Annotated in this window: 18 protein-coding genes; 14 read left to right on the top strand and 4 right to left on the bottom strand. The window is 39.2% G+C overall.

All coding sequences use genetic code 11. The features are described 5' to 3' along the window. Window positions 1-3 precede the first annotated feature (3 nt). Window positions 4-2,460 carry a sensor domain-containing protein gene (locus tag JWG41_RS08650; protein ID WP_205269529.1) on the bottom strand — a complete coding sequence of 819 codons (2,457 nt, stop codon included), beginning with the start codon at window positions 2,458-2,460 and terminating at the stop codon, window positions 4-6. A gap of 236 nt (window positions 2,461-2,696) precedes the next feature. Here JWG41_RS08650 and JWG41_RS08645 point away from each other — a divergent pair, with 236 nt between their 5' ends. The 4 genes from JWG41_RS08645 to JWG41_RS08630 all read left to right on the top strand — a co-directional run bounded on the left by JWG41_RS08645 (window position 2,697) and on the right by JWG41_RS08630 (window position 6,713). After that, entirely contained in the window at window positions 2,697-3,239 is a 543-nt protein-coding gene (locus tag JWG41_RS08645; protein ID WP_205269528.1) for an LIC20153 family lipoprotein, read from the top strand. A gap of 69 nt (window positions 3,240-3,308) precedes the next feature. Continuing rightward, a complete protein-coding gene (locus JWG41_RS08640; RefSeq protein ID WP_205269527.1) occupies window positions 3,309-3,902 on the top strand; it encodes an HmuY family protein in 594 nt (197 codons plus the stop codon). Further along, on the top strand, window positions 3,902-6,094 hold the full coding sequence (locus JWG41_RS08635; protein ID WP_205269576.1) for a TonB-dependent receptor plug domain-containing protein: 2,193 nt from the start codon (window positions 3,902-3,904) through the stop codon (window positions 6,092-6,094). The genes JWG41_RS08640 and JWG41_RS08635 overlap by 1 nt, the downstream gene beginning before the upstream one ends. Beyond that, entirely contained in the window at window positions 6,069-6,713 is a 645-nt protein-coding gene (locus JWG41_RS08630; RefSeq protein ID WP_205269526.1) for a hypothetical protein, read from the top strand. Before JWG41_RS08635 ends, JWG41_RS08630 begins: the two co-directional genes overlap by 26 nt. Here the strand turns inward: JWG41_RS08630 and JWG41_RS08625 are convergent. Both JWG41_RS08625 and JWG41_RS08620 read right to left on the bottom strand, forming a co-directional pair. Next, window positions 6,710-7,237: a DUF3015 domain-containing protein gene (locus JWG41_RS08625; protein WP_205269525.1), complete on the bottom strand. Its 528-nt coding sequence runs from the start codon at window positions 7,235-7,237 to the stop codon at window positions 6,710-6,712. The genes JWG41_RS08630 and JWG41_RS08625 overlap by 4 nt on opposite strands. 14 nt (window positions 7,238-7,251) lie before the next feature. After that, window positions 7,252-7,473 (bottom strand): hypothetical protein, encoded by a 222-nt coding sequence (locus tag JWG41_RS08620; RefSeq protein ID WP_205269524.1) that lies wholly within the window; start codon window positions 7,471-7,473, stop codon window positions 7,252-7,254. A 188-nt stretch (window positions 7,474-7,661) separates the two neighbouring features. On the opposite strand from JWG41_RS08620, the gene JWG41_RS08615 reads away from it, so the two are divergent. Continuing rightward, window positions 7,662-8,585, top strand: a complete 924-nt coding sequence (locus JWG41_RS08615) for an FAD-binding oxidoreductase (RefSeq protein ID WP_205269523.1) — start codon at window positions 7,662-7,664, stop codon at window positions 8,583-8,585. A gap of 1 nt (window position 8,586) precedes the next feature. Beyond that, window positions 8,587-8,808, top strand: coding sequence for a transcriptional coactivator p15/PC4 family protein (locus tag JWG41_RS08610; RefSeq protein ID WP_004785453.1), 222 nt, complete (start codon window positions 8,587-8,589; stop codon window positions 8,806-8,808). Between the two features lie 5 nt (window positions 8,809-8,813). Here the strand turns inward: JWG41_RS08610 and JWG41_RS08605 are convergent, their stop codons facing one another. Further along, window positions 8,814-10,460, bottom strand: a complete 1,647-nt coding sequence (locus JWG41_RS08605) for a VWA domain-containing protein (RefSeq protein ID WP_205269522.1) — start codon at window positions 10,458-10,460, stop codon at window positions 8,814-8,816. A 76-nt stretch (window positions 10,461-10,536) separates the two neighbouring features. Between JWG41_RS08605 and JWG41_RS08600 the strand changes: the two genes are divergently transcribed. Genes JWG41_RS08600 through JWG41_RS21140 form a run of 8 tightly spaced genes read left to right on the top strand, consistent with a single transcriptional unit; the run spans window position 10,537 to window position 17,933 of the window. Further along, entirely contained in the window at window positions 10,537-11,247 is a 711-nt protein-coding gene (locus JWG41_RS08600; protein WP_205269521.1) for a 7-carboxy-7-deazaguanine synthase QueE, read from the top strand. Beyond that, the gene (locus JWG41_RS08595; protein WP_205269520.1) at window positions 11,247-14,090 is read left to right on the top strand and encodes a DEAD/DEAH box helicase; all 2,844 of its coding nucleotides are present in this window, start codon (window positions 11,247-11,249) and stop codon (window positions 14,088-14,090) included. The genes JWG41_RS08600 and JWG41_RS08595 overlap by 1 nt, the downstream gene beginning before the upstream one ends. 39 nt (window positions 14,091-14,129) lie before the next feature. After that, window positions 14,130-15,395: a dicarboxylate/amino acid:cation symporter gene (locus JWG41_RS08590; RefSeq protein WP_205269519.1), complete on the top strand. Its 1,266-nt coding sequence runs from the start codon at window positions 14,130-14,132 to the stop codon at window positions 15,393-15,395. Next, complete coding sequence (locus JWG41_RS08585) at window positions 15,382-16,233, top strand: SGNH/GDSL hydrolase family protein (RefSeq protein ID WP_205269518.1); 852 nt, start codon at window positions 15,382-15,384, stop codon at window positions 16,231-16,233. Before JWG41_RS08590 ends, JWG41_RS08585 begins: the two co-directional genes overlap by 14 nt. Before the next feature lie 2 nt (window positions 16,234-16,235). After that, window positions 16,236-17,051 carry a hypothetical protein gene (locus tag JWG41_RS08580; RefSeq protein WP_205269517.1) on the top strand — a complete coding sequence of 272 codons (816 nt, stop codon included), beginning with the start codon at window positions 16,236-16,238 and terminating at the stop codon, window positions 17,049-17,051. A gap of 3 nt (window positions 17,052-17,054) precedes the next feature. After that, window positions 17,055-17,372 (top strand): TRL domain-containing protein, encoded by a 318-nt coding sequence (locus JWG41_RS08575; RefSeq protein WP_205269516.1) that lies wholly within the window; start codon window positions 17,055-17,057, stop codon window positions 17,370-17,372. Then, window positions 17,369-17,614, top strand: coding sequence for a hypothetical protein (locus JWG41_RS08570; RefSeq protein ID WP_205269515.1), 246 nt, complete (start codon window positions 17,369-17,371; stop codon window positions 17,612-17,614). Before JWG41_RS08575 ends, JWG41_RS08570 begins: the two co-directional genes overlap by 4 nt. Then, entirely contained in the window at window positions 17,550-17,933 is a 384-nt protein-coding gene (locus JWG41_RS21140) for a TRL-like family protein (protein ID WP_269750430.1), read from the top strand. The genes JWG41_RS08570 and JWG41_RS21140 overlap by 65 nt, the downstream gene beginning before the upstream one ends. Window positions 17,934-17,947: the final 14 nt, after the last annotated feature.

Here is a 17,947-nt window from a genome sequence, read left to right as displayed (position 1 = left end):
CGGCTATTTTGTTTTTGCAGATTGGTTAATTTTTTTAACAAAAGCAACAAATTCTTCGGCAGGGAGAGGTTTGCTATAAAGATAACCTTGGATCATATGACAACCTAGGTCATGTAATAAATCCCTCTGAGCCACATTCTCAACACCTTCAGCGATGACTTCCATCCCCAAAGAATGTGCCATATTAATAATAGCCTTACATATCACCCGATCATCTTCATTCAATTCTAAATCAATGACAAAGGAACGATCGATTTTTAAAACATCAGCATTGATCTTTTTTAGATAACTTAAAGAGCTGTATCCTGTTCCAAAATCATCGATTGAAACTTTGATGCCGAGCTCGGATAAATATTCGAAAGCCTCTATACTTTTTTCTGGGTTTTCCATGATCGAACTTTCAGTTAATTCTAATTCGATTTCCTCTGGATTGATATTATATTGTAAAATTGTTGATTGGACACGATGAGACCAATTAGCACGCGCTAACTGTTTTCCGCTGACATTAATACTGATAGGAAAAGACGGAAAATCTTGTTTTTTCCATTCGGTTTTTAGCCTACATGCTTCTTCTAGTACCCAATCTCCAATCCTTTCGATAATACCTGAATCTTCGGCAACAGGAATGAATTCTACGGGAGGAACCCAACCACGTTCTGGGTGTTTCCATCGAATGAGAGCCTCTGCTCCACAAACTTGATTGGTGATAGTAGACATTTTTGGTTGGAAATAGAGAAGGAGTTCATCATTCTGAATGGCTTTGCGTAATGAGTTTTCGATGTACAATCGTTTTTCAGAACGAAGAATGAGTTCGTTTGTATAGAATTTAAAATTATTTCTACCCAATTCTTTGGCTTTGTACATTGCCATATCCGAATTCTTTAACAACTCGGAAGTAGACACTCCATCATTCGGGGAAAGAGCAATTCCCATACTAATGGTTGTAAATAAATCACGGCCCATGATATGGAAAGGTTGGCTCAAAATATCTAAAATCTTCTGAGCAAATTCTGCAGCTGCACTTTTGTTTGGAACATCTACTTTTAAAATGGCAAACTCATCTCCACCAAACCTGGCAACAGTATCAACCTCTGTCATCACTCGTTTGAGTCTGGCTCCCACCATTTGCAAAAGAATGTCTCCTTTGGTATGTCCCAAACTATCGTTGATAAACTTAAAGTTATCAATATCGAAGAAATAGAACGCTAGTAAAGTCTCGGTTGATTTGTGATTTTTTAAGGCCTGGTTTGCGTGATCGATAAATAAAGTACGATTCGAAAGTCCGGTGAGTGCATCGTAATACGCCAGATAACTAATCCTTTCCTCTGAAAGTTTTCGTTCCGTGATATCAACACCAAAACTAATAAACCTCTTTTGATTGGTTTCTTTATCATCAATAGGAATGTATTTTCTTAAAAGATAAGTTATTTTATCATTACTATCTTGAATCAGTTCTTCAAACTCAACAATTTCGTTTTCTTTGGCAGCGACATCCAAGTATTTTTTACGTTTTTCATGAAACTCCGTTGAGAGTTCTAACTTTTCTGCGAGTTCAACATCCGTTTTTTTAAATAACCATTTCCGAATTTCTTTATTCGATAAAAATACAGGGTTTGTATATTCATATTGGTAGTTTGAATTCAACACTGCAATATCAGAGTCTAGGTTATCTAAAATAAACTCATAAAATGCTTTTTGGTTTTTTACTTGTTCTTGAGATTTTTTCCTTTCGGTAATATCACGAAAGGTAGCCCAAATCGCCATTTTTCCATTCACAGGAAACAATCGGAAAGATGACTCTGTAGGAATTAAATTTCCTGACTTTGTTTTTAAAGCTGTACTCTCAATTAAATTTCCTTCAAACTCTGTATCCTCATCCACTTCCACGGGAGGCAAAAATATGGAAAATTCTTTGCCTACAATTTCTTCCAGAGAGTATTCTAATACAACTACTGCTTGTTTGTTGGCGTTGATGATCTGGTTGGTACCTGGATCAATCTGCATCAAAATATCTAATGACTCTTCAAAAACATTTTGAAGTACAATAACCTTTTCTCTGATTTTGTCATAGGCAATCGAACGATTCATATCCTCTATCAATCGTTCTGAAAAATTTAAAATTAAATCTAAGTTAGCAACGGAATAGGTTGATTCGGTAAGATGTAAAAATGTTGGATGTGCTGCTCTTGCTAATTCGAGAGGAGTGAGTGGCTCCACCGAAAGTAAGATGTAAGGTGATTCTGGAAACTCTTCAAAAATGAATTTTTGTTTTTCTAAAACTTTGGAATCATTCCAAAATAAAAAAACAGCAGATTCCTGAATCGTACCAGGTTTGATCTCTAAAATGGAATGAAAGCTATGCACATTGCATGTTTCAATGTTTGTTATGTCGCGTAGTATTCGATTGTAAAAGTTATGGTCTGACTCTTCGATATAGATCGTAATTTGTTTGAGAGACATGACCTAGGCATAGTAGACGAAAAATCATTTTCCTTACAATTGATTTTTTTAAGACTAGGTTTGTAGCTAACCTACCTATCTTTGTTGTAGGAATCAAAATAAAATAACCAAAGTTGTACCAGTACTAAGACTTCTGTCATGATTTTGTCAGTGTCCGAAAAAATTCTCTTTATGGGTAAAATGAATTTGATTCTCATTACTAGTACTCAAGTTTGGATAAAAAAGACCGAGGTTCTATGAAATCACTTCAAAATAAGACGAAATTACTCATCCTTTTAAGTTTGGTAGCCGGGCTCTCCCTCCAGTGTGAAAAGAAGGAAGAAAAAGACAATACTCCTCTTCTAGCTCTTGCGGCATTAACAACTTCTTCCGGTGATTGTACAGTGACTGCACCTCCCAGAGCCAGTATCAATACTTGGCAAAATGTCGTGACTGCCAACGGAACAGCAACAATTAGCAAAATTGGTTCTGTACCAGTTGTAGGCCACCAAACAGCAGCACTTAAACTTACTGCAAAAATCGCAACCACTGTTGCTCTTAGCGGAAATGCTTTTGTCATCGTATACCAATCGGCAACTTGCCCTCTAGCTACTTCCACTAGAACTGGTTTTACCCCTACAAGTCTTACAGATTCAAATAGCGAGTTTACGAATTCCTATACAGTCTCTGGAACAGGAACAATTACTTTTACAGTAGCTGGTGATTACCATATTTTCTTTTATGCCATTCCATCCCGTGGACAGGCTGCTAGCGTAACTTATACAGTTGCAGGCTTATAAAGAAATTTGAAGTTTTTTATCTTTGGGATTCTTTTCCTATTGAGTTTTTGCGCAAGGCAGGAAGCTGCCTTGTCAGACCAAGACTTGTTTGTAAACCAATTGATCACTAGCTTGGTCAATGCAGGGAATCCCAACGCTTTAGATAAAATTGTTTATTCAAAAGCCAATGGTGACGGAAGTTACACCACTCGGTTCAATGCGACCAATTTAGATTTTTATATTTATTTTCAATTCGAAGGGAACAAACAAATTCCTTTTTCAGAAAAAGATTCCCTTTCCTGGGATATTGCATTTAACAGATATAAAGCGGCAACAAACTCAGGAGAAACCAATCGTTTTGGACTCGGTGGTGCTTGTAAAAGTAATACTACTGATTTTGGGGTGGCTAGTTCCACTTCTGCATCAAGCCAAGGATGTAATTCGTTTTCTCCGGATGTAGCTACAACCACACAAGGAATTGGTGGAGCTGGTGCCGTTTATGTAGGAAATGCAATCGTTACCGAATGGTATTTTTATACCATTGGATTCTTAACCCCCAAACCTGATATCTTTCTCATTCGCTCCGGGACAGGTTTAAACACTTACGCCATTCATATCGAAAATTATTATAGTGATGCGGGTACTTCTGGTTATCCGACCATCCGATGGAAAAAACTTCCCTAATGCATTGTTTGATTCAGTTCCTATTACCCATCCTTTGTCTTTTTGTACTTTTTGTTGGAGAAATCCATTCCCAGACACGTCCTCGTGAAACGGGAAAAAAAACAAAAACCACTGACCAACAAACTCCAAACACAACAACCTCTCCTACACCAACGGCAACAGACACAAATCCTACAGATCAAAATCCGAATCCCCAAACTTCGGGAACCACCACTCCTGTTCCTGAAGAAGGAAATAAAGAGGAAACCCCTACAGAAGAAGTGGACCGGTTCAAAGATTTGGATAATAAAAATGGGATCGTTGTCACTGGTTCTCGTGGAGAACGACGACTGAAAGATTCAGCAGTTGCAACAGAAGTGATTTCTCGCAAACGAATTGAACAAACGGGTGCACGTAACTTAGGTGAGGTGCTAGAAACCCAAACAGGAATCAACGTAACTCCTTTTTTTGGAGGTTCCCAAGTCCAAATGCTCGGACTTGATTCCAAATATGTACTTTTCCTTGTGGATGGGCAACGTGTTGCCGGAAGGTTGAACAATACTATCGACCTAACACGATTTAAAGTTCAGAACATTGAACGGGTGGAAATTGTAAAAGGAAGTTCTTCTTCTTTATACGGTGCGGATGCCATCGGTGGTGTGATCAATATCATCACCAAACAAGCAGAAAAACCAGAACACTACCAATTCCGTACTTCTTATGGAAACGGAAGACAAACCAACTTTGGAACTCAGGGCGAAAAAAACATGATCGCCGATGTGGGTTTCAAAAATGATTTTGTAGCCACTAATTTTTTTGGTGGGTTCAACCAAGCAGCTGCTTATGATTTAGATCCCAAAACTCCAGCCACGACAGGAAACTCATTCCAGGATAACAACGTGGGTGGGAACATGACTTTCAATCCAGATGGTCAATTTAAAGTGAAAACGGGAATCAATTATTTAAACCGGAACCAAGCTGGGGTCGATTCCAGAGCCAATGGTGGCGTTTTTGATAGAACCAATTTAACAAACGACTTTCTTGGGTTAGGTGCATTAGAATACGCTTATGGAAAACGAAATATGGTTTCTCTACGAGGAAATTTTTCTCGTTGGGAAAATCACTATAAGTTAGATCAAAGAAATTCGAATGAATTGGATGTAAAAGAACTTACCAACGAATTTTCATCCCAAGGTGTAGCCCAGATTGATCATGAAATCAACAAAGACCATATGGTCACTGCTGGGGTCGAATCTTACTCAGAAGAATTACAATCAGATCGTTTACAAAGAAGGAATGCTTATCGAACAAGACGTGCCGCTTTCATTCAAGATGAGTGGATCATATGGCGCCAAGGTTTTGTTTGGCGGTTGGTTCCAGGGGTGCGCCATGATGTGGACTCCCAGTTCGGTGGACAAACCACTCCCAAAATTGCCACCAAAGTAGATATCACCAGTAATCTTGTTTTTCGAGCCAGTTACGGAAAAGGGTTTCGACCTCCTTCTTTTCGTGAATTATACTTACGTTTTGAAAACCCAGGTGTTGGTTATGTTGTGGATGGAAATGATAAACTGAGACCAGAAAAATCAACAACGGTCAACGCAGACATCGAATACACACCTTTTAAGTTTTGGACGCTTTCCTTAAGTGTGTTTCGCAACGATATTACCGACCTCATCCAATACAGCTTTGGAACCAGAACCAGCGAATTTGCTAACTTCCAATTAAAGAACGTACAACGGGCTTATACACGAGGTGTGGAAGCAGGATCTCGACTTCGGTTTCTCAAATATTTTGCTTTGGAATTGGGTTACAACCAAACGGATACGAGAGACCTAACAACCGATAGACCCTTAGAAGGGAGAGCCCTTCACCAAGGAACAATGAACTTTTTTGTGAACGCACCTGGGGGTTGGGAATTTGCCCTTCGTGCCAAACGTTTAGACAAACGGCCATTTTATAGTACAACCAATGAATTCACTGCGGGAACAAGCACGGCTCTGATTGATCAACAAACGAAAAGTGTGGAAGAGAATAACAAAGTAGTGTATGGAAAAGCATTTACGCTCTTAAACGTAAGAATGGAGAAAAAATTCTTCGATGGAAGGATGTCTTTGTTTTTAGGAGTAGACAACGTCCTAGACCAATACGAGCTTACATACAATCCTATTCGTCCCAGGTTTTACTATGGTGGACTCCAAGCCACTTTTTGAACTCAATTCGCATAAAACATTTTTTATTGTAACTGTTCTTTATTGTTTATCAGGAGTGGCATTACACTCCGATGAATCAAAGTTAAACGCAAAACAATCGAAAGTTTTAAAAGAATCCTTTTCCTACTTGGAGACTTTGGAACCAAAACGAGTCAAAATCGATAAATCCACCTACAACCGACTCACACAGTTTGAATCTATTTTTAAGTTTGGTTTCTCTGGAAAAAAACTTTCCCGTTGGATCCAATCTCGAATTAAAAAATACTCTTTCGGATCCACAGGTGACTATATCGCCATGTATCACGATGGAGATGTATTGCTAGGACGAGCGTTTTTTAGTTTGAATCGATTGGACCGGGTTCTTGTTTTATTACACGAAGCTAGGCATGCTGATGGGAAAAATTATGGGCATGTGGTCTGTCCCGAAAACTTTCAATTCCTCAACCCACGCGATTGGAAAATCCATCCTGCAGGCAAAAAAGGATGTGACTCCGTACCAGATGGTGGTTATGGAATCACTGCAGCGTTTTTATTTGAGTTAGGTGCTTTTGGGTATTTGAACCAAACAGAAGCGGCTCATCGTTATAACTCGGAAATCTCTCGAGTACTTCGCGATTAATACAAACAGGCTTGTTTCAATTCAGGATCTTCAGCGATTTTTGATTTCAATCTAGATAAAATGATTTTAGATCGAGAAGTAACATCACCTTCTTTGGATTTCTCAAAGATAAAAGAATGTTGATCCTTCATCAGTTTTCCCAATTGAGACCCATGAGTGGGGCAACCAAACAAAGAAGCAATGGTTCGGATTCTTTCTCCAGTTCCGCGTGTGGTTTCTAATTCCAAAGGTTCTTCATTATAAGTAACAAATACTTCTTGGGCCCTATCCACTCGAACAATCCCATCTGTGGTACAATTGGACGTTCCTGAGGTGATTCCAAAGGTTTGGGAAGATAAACTGCCATTGGTTGTAGCAGCAAGAACCTGCCCAATGTCATTTTTCCAAACAGAAACCATGGAACCAAGTCCGCAACCTGCCATACCATAAGGTTCCGCAGATACGGAAACAGAAGTCATAAGAAAAACAAAACTTATCACTGTTAACTGGGCATTAGAAAAGAGTCGGAAACTTCGATGAAACATAGAACCTCCCGTACTTAGATGGAAAAAAGAGAATCGGAATTACGATCAATCTGGGGAAGTTGGTGGCCGTGTGCTAAAATTTCTCCCGACATCGAAAGAACGGCCCAGGTTTTATCATCTTTTACCTTAGTTTGCAAAGATTGGAGCATCGTATTTGTGAACGATTCCAATTTTTGATGGAGTACGGTATTTGGAAATGGCAACGGTTTCTTTTCTTGGGCTTCAGTCGATCTCATGCAATTTGTTTTCCCCGTTGTCATTAGGATCGGCGAGGGGGCCGGAATGACTAAAGTTTAAAAACTCAGAAAAATGAGTCAACAAGAGACATAATTCCGGCGAGGAAAAATGAAAACTCCAACTTCTCCTTTTCCCGAACCATCCGAGTGCCAAACTTGACCAAAAACCACCCGTTAAGAGGACGACTTTGCTTACCCCTCAAATCAATCTGTTTAAGAAATCCAATCCCATTTTAGCGCAGGTTCTGGCAAACACCCGTTTGACTCCCGAACCAGGTAAGGGAAAACGTCCAACAAACGAAGGAGATTCGGCAGTGCATCGAATCACCATCGCCATCGACCACAATACCTATCCCTATATGATCGGTCAAAGTGCAGGAATCATCCCTCCTGGGGTCGATCCAGAAAAACAGGCGAAGGGATCGTCTGACCCGTCGTATACCATCCGTTTGTATTCCATCGCCTCACCGTCGTTCAGTTTTGGCCAAACCAAGGACAATATTGAATTTGTTGTCAAAAGAGACGATGTGTATGATGAAACTGGAAATCTAGTCCATAAAGGCGTTTGTTCCAATTATCTTTGTGATTTGAAACCCGGCGATACGGTGACAATGACTGGACCTGCAGGTAAAAAATTCCTTCTACCCCAAGCCGATTTTTCTGGTGATATCTTCTTTTTTGCCACAGGAACAGGAATCAGCCCTTATTTTGGAATGGTGGAAGAACTCCTTGTCCAAAAACTCATCTCTTTCCAAGGAAATGTTTGGTTGCTTTACGGAGCTCCCTATTCCGATGAAATCGTCTTACGTGATTATTTTGAAGACATAGCAAAATCTCATTCCAATTTTCACTTCATAACAGCCATTAGCCGAGAGGAAAAAAACTCATTTGATGGTGGGAAAATGTACATCACACACCGTGCAAAAGAAAATGCCGAAGCAATTAAAAATGCTGTCAATGGAAACGGTAAGTTTTATATTTGTGGCGGCCCAAAGGGAATGGAAAAAGGAGTGATACAAGAAATCATGTCTGCTTGCGGAACTGATCTTTCGTATGATGAATTCAAAAAACATCTAGAGGAAAAAGAACAACTTTTTGTAGAGACGTACTAACATGGCAAAAACAGGAATCATTCGAGACATTGACAAAGGTCGAGGAGAAGTCATCCGCGTGGAGATCTCCGAATACAAAGGCCAAACTTTTTTTAACATTCGAGTTTGGTATACCGATCCGAATGGGGAATTGAAACCGACTCAGAAAGGGATCGCCATTGCGCCTGCTTTAGTTGGTGACTTGAAAGAAGCAATTGAAGAAGCAGAACGTTGGTTGGCTTAAACCAACTAATGGTTTTTATCTCCTTCGTTTGCATATATAATTCTCAGTAACATTTCTTGGGCAGAGGGAAGTGTCTCTGCCACACGAATGTGGTTGTACAACCTAGTGATTTCAAAAATCTTTTTTACCGAATCATGAATGTTGGCAACCACAAGTTCTCCCCCGCGCCGCCGTAACCAACCCACAATTTGAATCACCATCCCAATCGCAGAAGAATCAATATGCGAAGTATTGGCAAAATCAAAAACCACATACCGAAATCCTTCTTGCATCTTTTGTTCAATCAGAAGTTTGATTTCAGGGCATTTATACAAATCAATATCACCCACAGTCCGGTATTCAAAGATTTCGTTATGAAGGACTACATCTTTTAAATCTAGTTTTTCTGGGCCTTTTAGCATCATTTGTGAATTCACAAATAGATGTTTCTTTAAATCATCCGATTTGGTTGTAATTTTTGTTTCCAAAACTTGTAAACGATTGAGTACAGAACCCAGTGCATTCGGAGCAAAATGTAAGTTGGTTTTTATATCCTGAATCAGTCCAAATAATAATGCTTTGGCATCTTCTACATGTTCCCGTCGGATCAAATCGGTAATTTCTTTGATTCCAAGAGTTGCATTGGCGATCAAAATTTCTACTAGTACGTCGGGATCTTGTTTTCCGCGGTTGTTTCCTCTGGGAAACTGAAAGGAATCTTTAACCGATTCTAAAACATTCTGTTGTAATAGATTGTAATACGAAACATTCACTTCGCAAAACGGAGATTCGATTTGGTTCACTCGGTCATCAATTTCGAGTCGTAACACTAAATTCCGAATGTCGTCGGCTCTAAGGTCACCTAACTGGAGATTGATTTTTTGTCTGGATATGGTTTTAGAATCTCCTAAAAACTCATCAAATTCTTCCAAAATTTGGTGAGAGGTTTCAGACAAAACTTGTTTCAGTCGAACACCCGGAGCTAGTTGTAATTCCACATCGATGGCCTGCGCGTATAAAGCTCCAATATCTCCAAATTCTTCGAAGAAAATATCGGATGCCTTTTCTGGATTATCGATATAATGAAAATTGCCACCACCGGCCTTGGCGATATCCACTAACATCTCTTCATTAAAATCGTTTCCCACTCCAATCGTTGTGGTGGAGATCCCCATTGCCAAATGATCAGAAGCAATTTTAACCAGTGCTTCTTTTTCCTTAATTCCTGAAGTAGGATTTCCGTCCGTAAGTAACAAAACGCGTTTGTATGCATTGGCAATTTTGGATTGAGACAAACTCTTCAAAGCTGACAACCACCCACCACTCAAGTTAGTGGAAGTGGCGACTTGGATGTTTCTAATTTTGTCGGTAACAGAAACTTTTTCTGTTAGGTGAGTTACGGGTTGGATGATTTGAACATCAGCAGAATAAGCAATGATAGTCACAGCATCATTTCTTGTGAGCCAGTTGACCAGGGCACAAGAGGCATCAATCACTGATTCCATTTTTTCACCCTTCATAGACCAACTTTTATCCACGGCAAGACCAATAACCAAAGGTTTCCGTTCATCGATTTTGGGATTGGCAGGAGTTCGGAATCGAAGCAAAAGATGGTTTTCTTGTACCTCTTTTTCCTTTATCAGTGGATATTCCAATTTAGCGTCTACGAACATGACCCTAAAAGCAAATTCTGAATTAATGTTTTCGCAAGAACAATTTAAAGTATTCTGACATAGAGAGAATCACACAATGTTTGGAAAAATTCACGAAGTCTATTCATCCATTTCTGGCGAAGGAATTTCGCAAGGAATCCCAACTGTCTTCATTCGATTTGCTGGATGTTCCTTACGTTGTGGCAAAACGGAAACAAGAGCGTTATGGTGTGACACAGCTTATGCACTTGGACCCAACCAAGGGGAAGAAAAATCTCTGGATACCGTATGGAATGAATTAGAGGCACTGGATGCACACCACGGCTACCAAGTATTATTAACTGGTGGCGAACCCTTAGAAGGAAAAAACCGCGATCTATCCACGGCCCTTGCCGAACGCATCTACAACCACCGCGCCAGTCGTGATTTACCCTACCCAGCTTCCCGTGTAGAAACCAATGGAAGCGAACGAATCACCGAAGATTCTTTTTTTATTTTCACTATGGACTACAAATTACCGGGCTCCGGGATGGAAGACCGCATGGATCAGGAAAATTTCCGGATCTTAGAAAAGAGACATAATTCACTTGACGAAATCAAGTTCGTTGTGCGAGATAGAATCGACTTTGATAGAAGTATCGAAGTCATTCGCGAACAAAAAATACAGACAAATATATTGTATTCGCCAGTCCACGGTGAAGTGGATGCCAAAGAACTAGTCGAATGGATCAAAGTAGACAACCCACCTAAGTGTCGTTTGTCGCTTCAAATTCACAAAGTGCTTTGGGGAAATCAGAAAGGAGTTTGATGGACATCCCTACTCAGTTAAGTTTAGATTTTGAAACAACGGTTGAACCAAAACAAACAAATGAGTATGGATTTCTCATCGATGAACCGGAGTTAGGTCTAGCAAAAGTCACAAAGGAGACCGCTACTTCCGTTGAATTGTTCTTTGAATCCAAAGAAATTTTTCGAACGGTTAATAAATCCAACAAACAGTTACAATTTTTAAATCAATACCCTGAATCGCTACGTAACTGGGAGGAATTTCCCAAAGCAATGGACTTATCCCTTGCGGCAAGCCAACTCAAACTCACTTATAATTTTAATAAACTATCTTCTCTTTCTAATTCCAGAACTCGTCTCCTTCCTCACCAGATCGAGTGCACTTTCATTGTAGCCAATAGTTTAAAACCAAGGTTTATCCTGGCCGATGAAGTAGGCCTTGGAAAAACCATCGAAGCAGGGCTTGCGATTAAAGAACTTATGTTTCGCCGGGGACTCAAAAAAGTCCTAGTAGTCGCACCTTCTCCTCTTCTTGTTCAATGGCAACAAGAGATGAAAAACAAATTCAACGAAGAATTTGCTATCGTTCGTAGAAGAAACTTCATCACAAACGGCCCGGATCATTGGCGAAACTTTAACAAAATCATCACTTCTATTGATTTCATTAAAAACCCAAAGTATGCAGAAGAAATTTTGGGAACGAAATGGGACATTGTCGTATTTGATGAAGCCCATAGGCTCAGACGTGATTATTCTAAAATCACTCGTGGGTATTTATTTGCCGAAAAAATTGCACGGAAAACCGAATGCCTTCTTCTTCTCACAGCCACACCATTCCGTGGGAAACTAGAAGAGCTATTTTATCTCTTACACTTAGTCGATCCGAATATCCTTGGGCCGTACCATACTTTTGTGAACGATTATGTTGTAGGTCAGAAGGGTGACTTAAAGGAAAAAATATCCAAAGTATTACTTCGCCGCCGGAAGGTAGAAGTCGGTGGATTTACCAAACGATTTGCTAAAACAGTTCGGATTGACCTCTCTCCCATCGAACGTGCGTTTTATGATGAAACTACGGACTATGTAAAACGAGAATACAATATGGCAATGGGAACTAAAAACCGTGCCATAGGTTTTGTGATGGTGGTGTTTCAGAAATTACTCGATTCCTCTGTCATTGCTCTTCTTTCTGCCTTACAAAAACGTAAATTTATGTTGGAATCTAAATTCCACTACATGAAAGAACACGAAACCACTCTAGACGATTGGGATTTGGATGAAACGGAAGGTGTCGAAGAATTCATTACCGAATTAGAAGATGAAGAAATGTCTAGTTTCCAAAGGATCAAACGTGAGCTTTTCACTTTGAACCGACTCATCCATTTGGGAAAACAAATCAAAGAAGATAAAAAAACTTTAAAACTAAAAGAAACACTCTATCGCCTAAAAAAAGAAGGCCATAAGAAGTTTATTATCTTCACGCAGTTTAGAACAACACAAGACCACTTACAATCGGTATTAGAACCAGACTTCAAAGTATCTCCATTCCATGGTTCCCTCAGCATGGATGAAAAAGAAGTCGCCATTCAAAAATTCAAAGAAGACTTCGAAATCTTAATTTGTACAGAAGCGGGTGGGGAAGGTCGTAACTTACAATTTGCTAACATTCTATTTAATTATGACTTACCTTGGAGCCCACTAAAGATCGAACAACGAATTGGAAGGATCCATCGTTTTGGACAAAAAGATAATGTGTATATATTTAACTTTGCATCCAAAGACACTGTGGCTGAAAGAATTTTAGAAGTGCTTACGAACAAAATCCGTTTGTTTGAAGAATCCATCGGAGCCTCCGATGACCTTCTCGGAACCATTGAAGAGGAACTTGATTTCAACTCCAGTCTTATGAAATTCGTGACGGGAACCAAAACCAAAGAAGAATTAGAAACAGAATTTGATCTTCGCATCCAAGTGGCCCAGAAAGGATTTGAAAAACTCAATGCACTGGTCACTCCCAAAGTATTAGATTTTAATTTAAAAGACTATTACGATCATACTCTGGAAGAAAGAGAATGGAACAATAGCCATTTAGAAGAAGTCGTAGCCCAAGGTTCGAAGTTCTTCCAAAATCTACTGCCTGGAACTCTTACACCCATTAGCAAAGGCTCTTACGAATACAAAAATACAGACGGGAAGGTTAAAAAAGCAACCTTCGATTCTGATCTTGCCTTAACCAATGACTCTCTAGAATTTTTAGCTTTCGGACATCCTTTTGTAGAAAAGGTAACAGAACTTCTCACGCAAAGTGACGTGGGTCGTAAAAAAAAGTATCTACTCTCCAAAGATTTAGGACAAAAGATCTTATTTGTCTTCCAAGTGGAGTTTGATTTTTCTCTCAAACGAAAAGATCTTTTCTTTGTAGAGTTTGATCTAAAGAAAAAGAAATCCATAGTCCATACAGAAAAACCTAGCGAGTGGACAGAAGGAAAAACCTACGTTCCGGAAAAGGAAATCCCTCTCTCAAAACTTGAAGAAGCATTGATTCATTGTTATCCGATTGTTGAATCAGAAACAGAAATCAAAAAAGAAATCCTAAGAAAAGAAACTTTGTCTATCTTTCAAAAAGAAGAATACAAAGTGGAACTTTCACACCAAAAAACCATCCGTCAATTGGAAGAAAAATTAATGCGACAAGAAGCCGCTTACAAATGGGACAATCGTCCTGAAAAAAAAGCAGTCCTTCACAAAACCATGAAAGAAATCCAACGTGCCAAAGACGAATACACGGTAGAAATACGCAAAATCAAAAACGGTGCTACTATTTTTCATAGAATTCGCCTCTTCCAAACTTACATCAGTATTTAAATTCATTTACATTAAATTTCCAAAGAATAGACTTTGGAAATGTTCTTTCCCAAAATTGCATTTTGGATTCAAATCCTCGTATCTTTATTGTTAGGTTTGTTTTTCGGGATTCTATTAAATCCAGAAACAGGATTTGTATCCTCACTTTCCTTAAAACCATACCTACCTTGGATGAAACTTCCTGGTGATATTTTTTTAAACCTGCTCCAAATGATTATGATTCCCTTAGTCATAGTCTCCATCGCTCTTGGTGTTTCTAGTTTGCGAAACTTAAACGATCTCTGGAGTTTAGGAAGCAAAACCCTTTTCTATTTTATTTTTACCACAGTCATTTCGGTAAGCATTGGAATTTCCCTCACACTCATCATCAAACCGGGAAACCATATCCAAAACCAAACTATAGAAAAAAATGCAAACATCCCCGATGCCAAGTTATCTGAAAATGAAGAACCAATTCCCGAAATTATAGCCAATATCATTCCCAAAAATCTAGTGAATGTTTGGTCCAAACAACAAATGTTATCGATTGTTTTTTTTGGGATGATTCTCGGTATTTTTTTTCTGACTTCCAAAGAATCAGGCACTGCCTTAAAAGCATTTTGCCATTCCTTAGAAAGTTTCTGTCTTTGGGTTGTAGCGGCCGCAATGAAATTGGCTCCGTTTGCCGTACTCGGACTCATGAGTTATGCCATGGTTCAGATCGGCTTTTCTTTGTTATTCGGTCTTGTATCTTACATCGGAACCGTTCTCTTTGGACTTTTTTGTATCCTTGTTTTTTATTGTATCTTGATCCTGATCTTTACAGGAAAAAATCCCCTTCGCTTTCTGAACGAAGTTCGTGAAATCCCTCTCCTTGGTTTTTCCACATCCAGTTCTAGTTCCGTCCTTCCCTTTTCCTTAAAACTCGCCAAAGAAAAATTAAAACTAAAAGAAACAGTCGCTGATTTTGTTCTTCCTCTCGGTGCTACCGTCAATATGGACGGAACCGCTTTGTACCAAGCTGTAGCCACTGTTTTCCTAAGCCAAGTATACCAAGTAGATCTTTCTGCCCTAGACTTGTTTTTGTTAGTTGGAACTGTCACAGCAGCTTCTATTGGAACAGCAGCAACACCGGGAGTGGGACTTGTGATTCTTGCTTCTATCCTTTATACCTTTCATATTCCCATCGAAGGGATCACTATCCTTTTTGGGGTTGACCGCTTTTTAGATATGTGTAGAACTTCAGTAAATCTGACCGGCGATATATCTTGCGCATTTATCATGGACCACATCTGGAAGGAAACAAAAACCAATGAAAAAAATTAAATACACAGTATTGTTAGGAATCTTAACATTCCTCATCCATTGTGATACCAAAAAGGATTACTTAGAAGATATCGGAGCTCATTTTCTCTGTAATACCTATGCCATCTGCAATGGAGAAACGCCTGCCAAAACTGGTATCATCGGTGATAGTTGGACAGATATCCTTCTTGGATTTCCACTTGTAGAAACTCTCAGACCCCAATTAGAAAACAGATTTCATTATCAATTTGTGGGAGCCACACTCGGCGGAAAAACTTTACAACAAGTAGTCAGCCAAGGCCTTCAATTCCAAGTCATTGACCAAGGGGGTGCTGATATGAAAGTCATCATTCTTTCCTTAGGTGGAAATGATATCCAAGCAAATCTTCCCGAATATGTTGGAAATGTCAGTGCAGTCCAAGCCCAACGGTTTGCCACAATCAAATCCAATCTCAAACATATGATTGTGACAGGAAACGCTTACAAAATCGCAAGATTTGGTGGTGCTCCTATAAAATGGATCATTCATGGATACGATTATCCAAATCCTTACATGCCAGCTGTGATCGCAGGTTCTGAGGAAGGTTGTAAAACTAAGTTTGATCGTATTGGTTTGATTGTTCCAGATGCCGCTGTATTTACTTCAACACAATTAGATGCTTTTAATAATCTGCTTGTGGAAATCACAAGAGAAGAACCTTCCTTCATCTATATGGACCTAAGAAACACATTAGGTGGAAAACCCAATTCGCGCGCGGAATTTATGTTAGATTGTATTCATGCAAATAACTTAGGATATACACTTCTTGCCGAAAAGTTTGCCAGATTGCTTTATCCAATCACCAATGTAGGATTTTAAATATGAAAAAAATAATTATCATTTCTCTCTTTTTTCTTTCTTTAGCAGCATCTTTGTATTCACAACCTAACAATAAAGGTTTTGCCCATCCTCTCCAAGTGGAACCGGTGGCCGTGTATTCAAAAATCAGAGGTAATCTTAGTTACTGGGATAAGAACTACAACGATGTCAAAGAAATTAACAAAAACATCAACATTGAAGGAGAATACAAATTTTCTGAATCCTTTTCTGTCATTTCCTCCATTGGTAGAAACGAATATTCCCAAACAGATTCATCAAAAGAAATCACTTGGGATCGTTGGAATGCCGGAGTTAAGTATGGAAAAGTTTTTGAAAATGGATCTTCACAATTTTTAATCGGTGGGGGACTTCGACTCTATGACAAAAAAAGAAACGGAGAATTTCGAGAACGGGAAAACCCAGATTTTTATCTGATTCGCCCTAACTTTGGACTCGGTTATAAATCCGGTTTCTTTCAAATCATGTCCGAGTTTCGTTTCCAAACAGAAACGAACCGACACGGAAGAGAATCTAGTTTGGAAGAGTTCAAACGATATTACCAAGTGGGAATTGCACCCTCCTTTGCCATTGCTGATTCCGTTCGTATCTTTACCGAACTTGAATATAGAGAACCATTAGATAAGGTAGCTGATAAAAATCTAAGATACTTTAATTTTTATCCCGGTATCTCTATGAACACCGAGAACTTCGGTAGTTTCAATTTTTCCGTTCTACTTGGTGTTTTGCCAAAAGCAGACAATGCAATGGATCGAGGGATTCGTTTTTCCTATTTCTATTTCTTTGATACAAGCCAGTAGTGTATGAAAAATCTTTTACTGTTACCATCGGTGTTTTTTATTTTTCACTGCCTCAGTGTGCAAATAGGAAATCCTTCGGTAACCTTATTCCAAAACAAAGGACAAGAAGGTTGGTATTCCCCCGGAAAACCGCCTTCAGCTTCCGACAGCTTTGTGGAATCTTGCACATCTAATTATTTTGGACTGGTGAGTATAGGCAGTGCCAGTTTGGATTACGTTCCTCGAGCCACACGGCCGAAAGAAATTCACAGCCTAGACCATTATTATAAAAACCAATACTTCTTTTTCCAAGAACTTTGTTTGCGTGTCACCGGACGATGAAACAGAACATTGACTCGTTAAATGAATTTGCAAAGAAACTAAAGAGTGGACTTATCTATGAAGAAATAGATTCCAAATTGAAGGAATTCCATTCAAAAAAAAACAATGTATCTAACAAATCATTAGATGCGCTTACGGATAAAATTCGAAAGAAAGAAGAACAGATAAAAAAACTTTATGACGACATCATCATTCTCCAAAACAAACTTTCGGAAACCTTGGATAAGGAACTTAAAAAATAAAACTAGCGGAAGACTGACCCAAGTTTTCGCTCTCCTTTCTTGCTTCACAGTATCCGTTTCCTGCGCCAGTTCTGGATATGGGACCCAAGGTCTACTCTATGAAAACCAAAGGATCAGTATGATGGAGACCGGCGTTGCGGCGACCAAAGAAGGGATCGCCTGTGCTAAATCCTACTTGGGGCTCCTGGCCCTGGGAGATGCTTCCGTGGAAATCTCCCAAAAGAACGGAAACATCAAAGAAATTACGTCTATTGAGCTAGAAACTTACAATTTCCTCGGGATTTACGCAAAACTCTGCACGGTTACCAAGGGAAATTAGTCGAAACTAAATCT

This window comes from Leptospira chreensis (assembly GCF_016919165.1).
GTDB lineage: Bacteria > Spirochaetota > Leptospiria > Leptospirales > Leptospiraceae > Leptospira_A > Leptospira_A chreensis.
This window is presented reverse-complemented; position numbering and strand designations above follow the sequence as displayed.